The following is a 10,665-nucleotide window of genomic DNA, read 5'->3' as shown; positions in this document are numbered from 1 at the left end:
CACCCGCGACCACCACATCGCGCCCGGCGGCCACTTCGCGGACAATCCCGACTACGTCCGCTCCTGGCCCGCGCACTGCGTGGCGGGCACGGAGGGCGTGGGCTTCCACCCGAACTTCGCCCCCGCGGTCGCCTCCGGCGCCGTGGACGCCGTGTTCGACAAGGGGGCGTACTCGGCGGCCTACAGCGGTTTCGAGGGCACCGACGAGAACGGCGTCCCGCTGGCCGACTGGCTGCGCGCCCGCGAGGTCACCGAGGTGGACGTGGTCGGCATCGCCACGGACCACTGCGTGCGGGCCACCGCCCTGGACGCCGCGCGCGAGGGCTTCCGCACGCAGGTGCTGCTGGACCTGACGGCCGGGGTGGCGGGCGAGACCACCGAGCGGGCCCTGGAGGAGCTGCGGCAGGCGGGCGTGGAGCTGACGGGCAAGCCGGTGGTCTCCTCCTGACACGGGGCGGGAGCCGGCCTACGGCACCAGGGCTGAGCTGCGCAACAGCGCTCGGATCGGGTGCCACAGTTCGTTCACGGTGACACCGTTGTCGGCGGGGGCCGTGCGCCATATCAGGCCGTCGGGGTGGTGCAGCACCGCCGTGATCTCGTCCGGCGTGGGCGGCTCGGCGTTGCCCCGGAGGTAGATCGCCCGCAGCCCCAGGTTGCGGAGCCTGGTCAGGGCCCGGGCCCGGTTCCGGGCGTGTACGAGCACCCGCACCCCGGCGGAGCCGTAGGGCAGGTTCAGCGCCACCACCACGGTGCCGTTCGGCAGCTTGCAGAAGCCTCCAGCGGCCATGCGGTCACATCCCCGTTCCGGTCGGTGTCAATAAGCGGTCCACAGGACGCACCTAAACACGACCGGCGGCAACCCGCCAAGGGGTTGCCGCCGATACGCCTGTGACCTGCGGTGATGCGGACTACTTCACCGCGGGGCCGACCTTGAGCTCGATCGTGGAGCCGTCCTTGCCCACCTGGACGATCGTGATCTTGGTGTTGGTGTCAGTGACCTTCACGCCGCCCGTCGGGTTCGACGGGTCGTAGTAGGTGCTGGTGTGGTCGTTGAAGACCCGGACACCCTTCTGCGACTTGATCTTGGTGACCACGCCCGCCTGGTGCAGGGTGAGCGGGTCCGTGGCCTCCAGGCCGAACGGCGAGTCGTAGGCCTGCATGCGGTTGCGCAGCAGCTTGCCGTCGGACCACTTCAGCGCCTTCGGGTGGGCGTCCACCGGCAGGATCAGACCGGTGCCCGGGTGACCGCCGGCGTTGTCGTTCGTGTTGTTGTCCGCCTGGGAGGTGTCCCACTTCCAGATCAGCAGACCGTTCTGGTACGGGTAGTGCTCCACCCAGTCCGGGCGGCTGGTGTTGAGGTAACCGAAGTTGTACGGGCCGACCTTGAGGGTCTTGTCGTACGACACGTACTGCCGGTTCTCGGCGAGGTAGTACTGCTTGTAGTCCTTGGTGAAGGACGCGCCGATCCGGGTGAAGCCGGCCGCGGTCCAACCGGCGTCCGCGGTCTCGGCGTTGTCCGAGAACAGCGGGGTGCCGTCGGCGGTCACGGTGATCTCGTCGGCCGTGAAGCCGTTCTCCGCGACACCGCCGTCGGTGGCGTAGCGGAAGCGGAGGTCGATCTTCTTGCCCGCGTAGGCGTCGAGCGGGAACGACAGCTTCTTGTGCGTCTGCGAGAAGCCGGTCAGCGCCGGCTTGCCGCTGGCGTCCTTCGGCAGGGCCTGGCCGTCCGCCGTGCCGTCCAGGGCGGTCCAGTTGGCGCCGCCGTCCGTCGACACCTCGGTGTAGACGTAGTCGTAGCCCTCCTCGGTGGCCCACCAGCCGTCGAGGTCCAGCTTCGCCGAGGTCTTGCCGGTCAGGTCGACGGACCGGGTCAGCGTGTTCTTCAGGTCGTTGCCGCTGCCGCTCCACCACTGGGTCGAGCCCTGCGCCGGCTCGGTGATGGTGGTGGTGACGGCCTTGTCGGGCAGGTTGACCAGGAGGGCCTGCTTGTCCCAGGTGTTGTACTCGGCCACGCCCAGCTTGTGCGTGGACTGCTTGCCGGCCTTGGCGGTGTCGTAGTTCAGCCAGCCCAGCTGCAGCTTGTCCCAGGCGTTCATGTCGCCCGGCAGGTCACCGATGGACTCCTTGCCGGTGCCGAGCCAGGAACCGGAGGACATCAGGGTCCAGAAGCCGGTGGAGTTGTCGCCGCCGGCGGTGTCGTACTCGTCCGGCAGACCGAGGTCGTGGCCGTACTCGTGGGCGTAGACGCCGAGGCCGCCGTTCTCCGGCTGGATGGTGTAGTCGCCGACCCAGATACCGGTGTTGCCGACCTGCGCGCCGCCGAGCTTGTTGGCCTCGGGGCCGGTGGCGCCGGCATCGGTGCCGAAGGCGTACCAGCGGTGGGCCCAGATCGCGTCCTCGCCCTGGGCGCCGCCGCCGGCGGACTCGTCCTCACCGGCGTGCACGATCTGGAAGTGGTCGACGTAGCCGTCCGGCTCGTTGAAGTTGCCGTCGTGGTCGTAGTCGTACCGGTCCCACTGGTCGTACTTGGCGAGGTCCTTCTTGATGTCCGCGTCGGTGCGGCCGGCCTTCTTCTGCTGGGCGACCCAGGCGTTCAGGCCGTCGCTGACGACGTTCCACACGCTCGGGCAGTTCTTCGAGCCGCAGGCGTTGTTGCCGTAACGGGCCTCGTTGTAGGGGACCTTGACCCAGTCGGTGACCTCACCGGAGACCGAGTAGCGGCCCGAGGACTGCTTCTCGTAGTACTTCTTCAGCGACTCGGTCTTCTTGCCGGTGCCGAAGTAGAGGTCCTGGTAGTGCTTCTGGTTGTAGTCCTTCTGCCAGGCCGTCGAGTTGTCCTTCTTGCGGTCCGGCGCGGCGATCTTGTTGTGCAGCGGGCCGGGCGTGCCGCCGAACTTGGGGTCCTTCTGGTCCCCGAACTCCACCAGGATGGTGAAGATCTTGTCGGTCTTCTCGCGGCTCAGCTCGACGTACTTGCTCTGGCCCTTGCGGCTCTTGAGCTTGACGACCTTCGAGCCGTTGCGCTCCTGCGCGGTGGCCTTGCCCGCTATGAGCTGGTTCAGGGCCTCTTCGCGCTGGGCGTCCTGGGTCTTGCTCAGCGGGCCGTCCAGGTCGTGCTTCTGCTGCTTGACCGGAGCCGGGTCGTGCCGGTTGGCGGCGGCGGACCGGGTCTGGGTGCTCGCCTCCGCCACGGCGAAGGTGGCGAACGTGGCGGAAACCGCCGCGAGCGTCACACCGATCGCGGCCGCTCTGAACGTCCAGGATCTGCTGGTCACTTGAGTTCCTCCCCCGCGCCGCGCACACGGACAGGGGGTTCCGGGTCATGGAGGAATCCGTGCGCGCACGATCAACGCGTGTAATCAAGTGACGACATTTGACTAGAGGTTTAGAAGAAAAGACAGACCTTGACTTGAGCAGGACAAGTGCACTATGCGGAGCGGACGTCCGCTTTGCGAACACGTGCCGACCGGCCGACCGGCGCAGGGGAACGTCCGTTTGGTGGACGGGTGATTCCGTGCGCCCCCCGTGCACCGGTACCCTGGGTTAGGTCACGCTTACCGGGTGTCCCGCTCGGGCATGCAGGCCAAGAGAGTCGCACGGCACGCCCCGCCCTTTTCGATGACTGCCGAGGACACGATTGCCATGCCTCGTCCGACCCCCGCACAGCTCGCCTACGGTTCCTGCACCGTGGTCTTCTCCACGATCGCCATGCTGCTGCTGTCCCAGACGAGTTCGGGTCCAGGGATCACCGTCATCGCCCTCGCGGCCCTCGCGCTGGGCCTGCTGGTCGCCCTGACAGTGCCCTCCCCCGCGGCGCGCGCGGCAGAGCCGTCCGCCGAGCAGGCGACGGACGAGGAGCGGGTCCCCACGACCCTGTGACGGCACCCGTCGGCGCCCGGCTCAACCGGTGCTGACCACCACCGTCTTGGCCGCCTTGTCGTGCAGGCCCTGCTTGTACGGCCGGTCGAAGAAGCTCCAGCCGCCCGAGACGGCGGTCCAGATGCAGGCGCAGCAGAAGGCGAACGGCAGCCACAGCACCAGAGCGCGCACCAACGAGGCCTGGACGGAGGGGGTGTCGCCGGTCCTGAGGTCGGCGACGCGCATGCCGAGCAGCTTCTTGCCGAGCGTCCTCCCCGACCTGCTGATCATGACGGTGTCGTAGGCGACGTAGAGCACGGCCGCGATGACGGCCTGGGCGAGGGACCTGCCGACCTCGGTGCGGTCGCTGCCGAGGGCGTACATGCGCACCCCGAACACCAGGGTGAGCAGCCATACGACGATGCCGACCAGGATCATGTCGATGATCCGCGCGAGCGTCCGCTTGCCGCTGTCGGCGAGCGGGGGCATGCCGGCCAGGGGGTCGGCGGGATGACCGCCGTAGGGATCGCCCGGGCCGCCCCCGTACGGGCCGCCCGGTCCGCCACCGTACGGGCCGCCCTGCCCGCCCCCGTACGAGCCGCCTCCGTACGGGCCCCCGGGGCCGCCTCCGTACGGGCCGCCCTGACCGCCCTGACCGCCGCCGTAGGGCGAGCCGCCGTACGGGCCGCCGCCGGACGGGGCGTCGTACGGCGATCCCGGCCCCTGGTCCGACGGGGGCCGCTTCCTGAAGGGGTCGTCCTCGGGGGGCTGCTCTCCGGAGCCGGGGGGCGGTTCGCTGCTCATGGCCCGAGTGGAACCCGGGGACCGCCCTCGCGCATCCGGCGAGCGGCCGTACGGGGTACGGCCGCTCCGCGCCGGCGTCAGCCCGCGACGAAGGTGTGGGCCGCCTTGTCGTGCCAGCCCTGGCGCCAGGGCCGGTCGAACAGGCACCACAGCACGCCCACGACCCCGACCACCAGCAGGCCCGGCACGCTCAGCACCAGCCAGCGGCGCAGGGCCGGGCCGAACGTCGGCGGCTCGTGCGCCTCGATGTCGCGCACCTCCAGACCGCACAGCTTCTTGCCCGCGGTGCGGCCCCACTTGACGGTGGGCAGCACCTCGTACAGGACGCCGGTCAGCAGCAGGACGGCCACGACGATGCCGAGGCTGGTGCCGGTCGTGCCGTCGAGCAGCCAGACGGTGACCTCGCGGCCGGACAGCCGGGCCGCGTCGATCTTCTGCTGGACGTGGTCCACGGCCCGGACGCCGAGCGGGACCGCGGCGGCGGACGTCACCGCGCCCATGGCCAGCAGGTCGATCAGCCGGGCCGTGAAGCGCTTGCCGAGTCCGGCGGGACGGGCGGCGGCCTGCCTCCGGGCGGCGGCCTGGAAGAGGTCCTCCACCGGCGGTTTCCACGGCACGACGGGCTCGTCCCCGCCGCCGGCCAGCCGGTGCACCTGCTGCGCCCAGGACGCCTGTCCGCCACCGGGGCCGCTGGTCAGCGGCGTCCCCGGAGCGGCGGCCTGCCCGGGAAGCGCCTGCTGCGGCACCGCGCCCGCCGGGACGGGCGCCTGCCCACCGGCGGCCCGGGCCGCGGCGGCCTTGCCCGCGCCGAACCCGGAGCCGCCGGGCGCGCCGACGGGCCCCTGCGCGCCGAAGCCGGGGGAACCGCTTTCGGGGGCGGGAGCGGGGGCCGGGGCGGCGGGCGTGCCCGGTACGCCCGACGGTGCCGGGCCGAACGCCGGCGCGCCGTCGTCGCCACGGGCCGCCGCCGGGCCGGGGATCGGGCGGCGGAAGACGAAGGTGCCGGGGTCCGGGGCTTCGCCCTCGGCCGGGGGGATCGTGGCCGTGCCGTCCGTACGGGCGGTGGCGCGGCCGTCGGGGCCGCCGGGCGAGTCGGCCGGCGTTCGCGGATCGGCGCCCCGCGCACCCGCGGGTCCGGCATCGGCGGCGGAGCCGGCCGGCGGCGCGTCCCCGGACCGGCCGGGGCCGCCCCACTGCGCGGGTCCGCCGGACTGGCCCGGCAGTCCCGGCCGGCCCGTCTGCGCCGGCTGGCTCCACTGCGCGCCCTGCGCCAGCTGTCCGGCCGGCCCCGTCCGGCCGGGCCGGCCGTGCTGGGCTCCTCCCGCCGGTCCCCCCGGGCCCGCCGGACCCGCCTGTCCCGGCACACCCGGCTCGCCCCACTGCGCGCCCCGGCCCGCCTGCACCCACTGCTCGCCCGGGCCGCCCTGCCGGGGCACGTCCGGCGGGTCCTCGTCGAAGAAGTGGGGGCCCGTCTCCTCCACGGCGGGGGGTGCCGGGCGGGCACCCGGGGGCGGGGGGAGCGGTTCGCCGTCCTTCGGCGCCGGGCGGCTGGTGCCGGGCACCCAGGAGGCGCCGTTCCAGTACCGGACGTAGCCGGGGATGGACGGGTCCGGGTAGTAGCCCTCGCGGGGCCGGTCGTCACCTGGGGCCGGGGTTGGGGCGCTCATGTCCGTCGTCCCGTATCTGCTCGGGGGTGGGATGGGGGGCTCCACATCTATCAGACCGCGGCAGCCCGCAGCGCCAGTCCCGCGTGACCCACTCCTTTCCGGGCAACGCCGTACCGGACGGCCGCGGGCCCCGGGGAAAGAGATGTCCACGAACCCGCGTAATGCTCCGCCCCCCGCCCCCTCTCCCCCGGTGCGGGCCCGGTCCGAGCGGCCCCGGCCAGAAAGGAAACGCAGGTCATGCAGCACACCGTGGTGGAGCGCGAGCTGGAGCTGAGGCTCATCCTGTCCCCGGAGCGGAGTATCCCGGTGCCGGCCCGGCTCGGTTACCGCTCCGACGACCCCTACGCCGTCCACATCGCCTTCCACATCGACTCCGCGCACCCCGTCACCTGGACGTTCGCCCGTGAGCTGCTGGTGGAGGGGGTGTTCCGGCCGTGCGGCCACGGGGACGTGCGGGTGTGGCCGACGAAGGCGGACGGCCGGGGCGTCGTCGTGATGGCGCTCGGTTCACCGGACGGCGACGCGCTGCTGGAGGCGCCCGCCGCGCAGCTGTCGGCCTGGCTGGAGCGGACGCTGCGCACGGTGCCGCCGGGCGCGGAGACCGGGCGGCTGGGCATCGACGACGCGCTCGACCACCTGCTCGCCCGGTGAACCCGGCGGCTCGCCCCGGACCGTCAGAACAGCTTGCCCGGGTTGAGGATGCCCAGCGGGTCGAAGACCTGCTTCACCGCCCGCTGCATCTCCACCCCGACCGGGCCGATCTCGCGGGCCAGCCACTCCTTCTTCAGGACGCCGACGCCGTGTTCGCCGGTGATGGTGCCGCCCAGCTCCAGGCCGAGCGCCATGATCTCGTCGAAGGACGCGCGGGCCCGCCGGGACTCGTCGGGGTCGCGGGCGTCGAAGCAGACGGTGGGGTGCGTGTTGCCGTCGCCCGCGTGGGCGCAGACGCCGATCGTGAGGTCGTACTTGGCGGCGATCCGGTCCACGCCCTCCAGCAGGGCGCCGAGCCGGGAGCGGGGCACGCACACGTCGTCGATCATCGTCGTGCCCTTGGCCGCCTCCAGCGCGGTCAGCGCGAGCCGCCGGGCCTGCAGCAGCATCTCGGACTCGGCGGCGTCCTCGGCGGGCACCACCTGGGTGGCGCCGGCGGCCTCGCACAGTGCGCCGACGGCGGCGAGGTCGGCGGCGGGCTCCGGGGTGTCGAAGGCGGCCAGCAGCAGCGCCTCGGTGGTCTCGGGCAGTCCCATGTGGGCGAGGTCGTTGACCGCCTTGACCGTCGTACGGTCCATCAGTTCGAGGAGGGAGGGGACGTGACCGCCGGCCATGATGCGGCAGACGGCGTCGCAGGCGGCGCCGGCCGAGGCGAACTCGGCCGCCAGCACGAGCTGCCGGGGCGGCTTGGGCTTGAGCGCCAGGACGGCCCGCACGACGATGCCGAGCGAGCCCTCGGAGCCGACGAAGAGCCGGGTCAGGTCGTAGCCCGCGACGCCCTTCGCGGTGCGGCGGCCGGTGGACATCAGGCGGCCGTCGGCGAGGACGACGTCCAGGCCGAGGACGTACTCGGCGGTCACTCCGTACTTGACGCAGCACAGGCCGCCGGAGGCCGTGCCGATGTTGCCCCCGATGGTGCACGTCTCCCAGCTGGAGGGGTCCGGCGGGTAGGACAGGCCGTGCTCCTCGACCGCCCGGGAGAGGGCCGCGTTGACGACGCCCGGTTCCACCACGGCGATCCGGTCGACGGGGCTGATCTCCAGGATGCGGTTCATCCTGGTGAGCGACAGCACGATGCAGCCGTCGGTGGCGTTGGCACCGCCGGACAGGCCGGTGCGGGCGCCCTGCGGGACGACGGGGACGCGCAGCTCGGTGGCGGTGCGCAGGACGTGCTGGACCTGCTCGACGGTGCGCGGCAGGACCACGACGGCGGGGCTGCCGGCGGAGCAGAAGCTCGCCATGTCGTGGGCGTAGGAGGCCGTGACGTCGGGATCGGTGAGGACCGCCTCGGCCGGCAGGCCGGCCAGGAGCCGGTCGGTGAGGTTTCCCGTGTGCTCGTCACGCGGTGCTTCGATACGGCTCATGATCACAGCGTGACACTCGCGGCCATCGGTGTGAACCCGGCTCGCGCCTCCCTTGGGCCGGCCGGATGTGCTCGTCGTATTGACGCACAGTGAGCGCCATGGACAACCGACAGTACGTGGGTACGTCCCTGGTCCCGGAGCCGCCGGCGCCGCGCCGGTCCCGGCGGGTGCTGCGCCGGGTGCTGGTCGCCGCGCTGGCGGGCGGTGTCGTCACCGGCGCGGCGCTGGCGTGGCCGCCCGGGGAGCGCCGGCCGCACCGGCCGGCCCCGCCGCCCGCCGCCGGCCCGCGGGCACAGCCGCGGGCGCAGGCGCTGACGACGGTGACGTACGCGGTGCCGGCCGCGCTGCCCGGGCTGACGGCGCTGATCGGACGCGAGGAGCAGCGGGTGCGGGCGCAGCCGCAGGACGCCCGAGCGTGGGCGGTGCTGGGGTCGGCGTACGTGGCGCGGGGGCGCCGGGCGGGGGACGCGGCGGACTACCCGCGGGCCGAGCGGGCGCTGCGGAGCTCGCTGGACGTGCGCGGCACGGGGAACACCGAGGCGCTGGACGGGCTGACCGCGCTGGCGCTGGCGCGCCGGGACTTCCCGACGGCGAAACGGTACGGCGAGCAGGCGCTGAAGGCGGCGCCGAAGCGGTGGTCGGCGTATCCGCCGCTGATCGACGCGTACGACGGGCTCGGCGACTACACCAAGGCCCGGGCCGCCCTGGACAAGCTGATGGAGCTGCGCACCGGTCCGGCGGAACGGCCGGCGGTGATGGCGCGGGCCGCGGCGGTGTACCGGGACCGGGGCTGGCGCGAGGACGCGGTGGCCCAGCTGACCGACGCGGCGGCCGCCGCCCGCACCCCCGCCGAGCAGGCCGCCTGGCTGGCCGGTCTGGGGCAGTTGGCCTGGGAGCGCGGGGACCTGCCGGACGCGCTGCGGCACTGCGAGGCGGCGCTGCGGCTCGACCCCGACCAGCGGGCGGCGGCGGCCGGGCGGGCCCGGACGCTGGCCGCGCTGGGGCGTACGGCGCAGGCGCTGGCCGCGTACCGGGCGGCCGTCGCGGCGCAGCCGGACCCCGCGGTGCTGCTGGAACTGGGCGAGCTGTACGAGTCGCTGGGGCAGCCCGGGGCCGCCGAGGAGCAGTACGCGCGGCTGAGGGCGGCGGTACGGCAGTCGGTGGCGGGCGGGGTCGACGAGGAACTGCTCATCGGGCGGTTCGAGGCGGACCACGGGGATCCCTGGGACGCCGTGGAGCGGTTGCAGCGGGAGTGGCGGCGGCAGCCGGGGATCGAGGTGGCCGACGCGCTGGGCTGGGCGCTGCACCGGGCCGGCGAGGACCAGGAGGCGCTCGGCTACGCGACCGCGGCGACGGACGAGGCGAAGGGCGGCGGGGTGCGCAGCGCGCCGTACTCCTTCCACCGGGGGGTGATCGAGGCGGAGCTGGAGCGGTACGGGCCGGCGCGGCGGTTCCTGGAGGAGGCGCTGCGGATCAATCCGTACTTCTCGCCGCTCGCAGTGCCGGTCGCCCGGGAGGCGCTGCGGACGCTCGGCGAGCCGCCGGCCGAGGAGCCGCCGGAGTCCTGAGCGGCCGCACGCGTCCTCAGGGGCCGCACGCCTCCCGGAGGGCAGGGGTCACTTGTAGTAGATCGAGAACTTGCGCGCGCCCCGGTCCCCGGACGCGAACCCGAGGTACAGGTGCGGGGTGCCGCCGGTGGTGCGGACGGCCAGGCCCTCGGGTTCGCGGTGGCGCAGGGAGTACGCGGCCTCGGTGCGGTGCCGGGCGAGGAGTTCGCCGGTGCGGATGTCCAGGCAGGACACATGGGTGTCGCCGTGGCCGGCGGGCGGGTTGGCGCGCGGGTCGTAGGCGGAGCCCGCGAGCTGGTAGAGGTGGTCGCCGTGCAGGGCGAAGCCCTGGAAGGGGGCGGCGGGGTCCGGGTGGGCGCCGGTCTGGGCAAGGTCGGCCAGCCCGGCGGCGTAGTCGCGGGCGGTGAAGGCCGCCAGGTCCCAGACGCGGTAGCGGGGGGTGCCGCCCAGCCGGTAGCGGACGGCGATGCGGCCGGTGACCGGGCAGAGGGCGGGCTGGTTGGTGCGGGAGCCCTCGACGGGGTGGCGGATGTTGACGTCCCCGGTGGTGCGGGTGGCTCCGGGGGCGAACCGGAAGCGGGTGACGCCCCGGCCGTAGCCGTCCACCGCGTCCGTCTCGGTCCAGATCCACAGCGTGCCGTCGGCGCCGTGCTGGACGCCCATGGCCACCCCGTGGCCGAACCCCTTGAGGTA

The 10,665-nt window shown here is 73.5% G+C and carries 10 protein-coding genes; 4 read left to right on the top strand and 6 right to left on the bottom strand.

Annotated features, from left to right (window positions below):
* Window positions 1-448: isochorismatase family protein (locus IE312_RS17795; RefSeq protein ID WP_229899990.1), on the top strand; the 448-nt coding region annotated here is incomplete at its 5' end.
* 18 nt (window positions 449-466) lie between these two features.
* Here IE312_RS17795 and IE312_RS17790 read toward each other — a convergent pair.
* Both IE312_RS17790 and IE312_RS17785 read right to left on the bottom strand, forming a co-directional pair.
* Complete coding sequence (locus IE312_RS17790) at window positions 467-787, bottom strand: hypothetical protein (protein ID WP_189982907.1); 321 nt, start codon at window positions 785-787, stop codon at window positions 467-469.
* A gap of 121 nt (window positions 788-908) precedes the next feature.
* Complete coding sequence (locus IE312_RS17785; protein WP_189982905.1) at window positions 909-3,275, bottom strand: immune inhibitor A domain-containing protein; 2,367 nt, start codon at window positions 3,273-3,275, stop codon at window positions 909-911.
* Between the two features lie 367 nt (window positions 3,276-3,642).
* Between IE312_RS17785 and IE312_RS17780 the strand changes: the two genes are divergently transcribed.
* A complete protein-coding gene (locus IE312_RS17780; RefSeq protein WP_189982902.1) occupies window positions 3,643-3,879 on the top strand; it encodes a hypothetical protein in 237 nt (78 codons plus the stop codon).
* Window positions 3,880-3,900: 21 nt separating this feature from the next.
* Here IE312_RS17780 and IE312_RS17775 read toward each other — a convergent pair whose 3' ends face one another.
* Both IE312_RS17775 and IE312_RS17770 read right to left on the bottom strand, forming a co-directional pair.
* A complete protein-coding gene (locus IE312_RS17775) occupies window positions 3,901-4,662 on the bottom strand; it encodes an RDD family protein (protein ID WP_189982901.1) in 762 nt (253 codons plus the stop codon).
* Between the two features lie 77 nt (window positions 4,663-4,739).
* Window positions 4,740-6,329, bottom strand: a complete 1,590-nt coding sequence (locus IE312_RS17770; protein WP_189982899.1) for an RDD family protein — start codon at window positions 6,327-6,329, stop codon at window positions 4,740-4,742.
* Window positions 6,330-6,566: 237 nt separating this feature from the next.
* Between IE312_RS17770 and IE312_RS17765 the strand changes: the two genes are divergently transcribed.
* Window positions 6,567-6,980, top strand: coding sequence for an SsgA family sporulation/cell division regulator (locus IE312_RS17765; RefSeq protein ID WP_189982897.1), 414 nt, complete (start codon window positions 6,567-6,569; stop codon window positions 6,978-6,980).
* Window positions 6,981-7,003: 23 nt separating this feature from the next.
* Here IE312_RS17765 and IE312_RS17760 read toward each other — a convergent pair whose 3' ends face one another.
* Window positions 7,004-8,410, bottom strand: a complete 1,407-nt coding sequence (locus IE312_RS17760) for an FAD-binding oxidoreductase (RefSeq protein WP_189982895.1) — start codon at window positions 8,408-8,410, stop codon at window positions 7,004-7,006.
* Window positions 8,411-8,502: 92 nt separating this feature from the next.
* Between IE312_RS17760 and IE312_RS17755 the strand changes: the two genes are divergently transcribed.
* Window positions 8,503-9,972, top strand: a complete 1,470-nt coding sequence (locus tag IE312_RS17755; RefSeq protein ID WP_189982893.1) for a tetratricopeptide repeat protein — start codon at window positions 8,503-8,505, stop codon at window positions 9,970-9,972.
* Window positions 9,973-10,020: 48 nt separating this feature from the next.
* On the opposite strand, the gene IE312_RS17750 is transcribed toward IE312_RS17755, so the two are convergent.
* On the bottom strand, window positions 10,021-10,665 hold a 645-nt coding region (locus IE312_RS17750; RefSeq protein ID WP_229899988.1), incomplete at its 5' end, for a Teichoic acid biosynthesis protein C (Precursor).

The organism is Streptomyces capoamus (assembly GCF_014654935.1).
Taxonomy (GTDB): Bacteria; Actinomycetota; Actinomycetes; order Streptomycetales; family Streptomycetaceae; genus Streptomyces; species Streptomyces capoamus.
Note: the sequence above shows the minus strand (reverse complement) of the source record. Positions and strands in the feature narration are given on the sequence as shown.

What these genes read in the sequence shown, in the direction of transcription:
- IE312_RS17790 (WP_189982907.1), bottom strand. Translation starts at nt 787, where the DNA reads ATGGCCGCTGGAGGCTTCTGCAAGCTGCCGAACGGCACCGTGGTGGTG.
- IE312_RS17775 (WP_189982901.1), bottom strand. Translation starts at nt 4,662, where the DNA reads ATGAGCAGCGAACCGCCCCCCGGCTCCGGAGAGCAGCCCCCCGAGGAC.
- IE312_RS17770 (WP_189982899.1), bottom strand. Translation starts at nt 6,329, where the DNA reads ATGAGCGCCCCAACCCCGGCCCCAGGTGACGACCGGCCCCGCGAGGGC.
- IE312_RS17755 (WP_189982893.1), top strand. Translation starts at nt 8,503, where the DNA reads ATGGACAACCGACAGTACGTGGGTACGTCCCTGGTCCCGGAGCCGCCG.
- IE312_RS17765 (WP_189982897.1), top strand. Translation starts at nt 6,567, where the DNA reads ATGCAGCACACCGTGGTGGAGCGCGAGCTGGAGCTGAGGCTCATCCTG.
- IE312_RS17780 (WP_189982902.1), top strand. Translation starts at nt 3,643, where the DNA reads ATGCCTCGTCCGACCCCCGCACAGCTCGCCTACGGTTCCTGCACCGTG.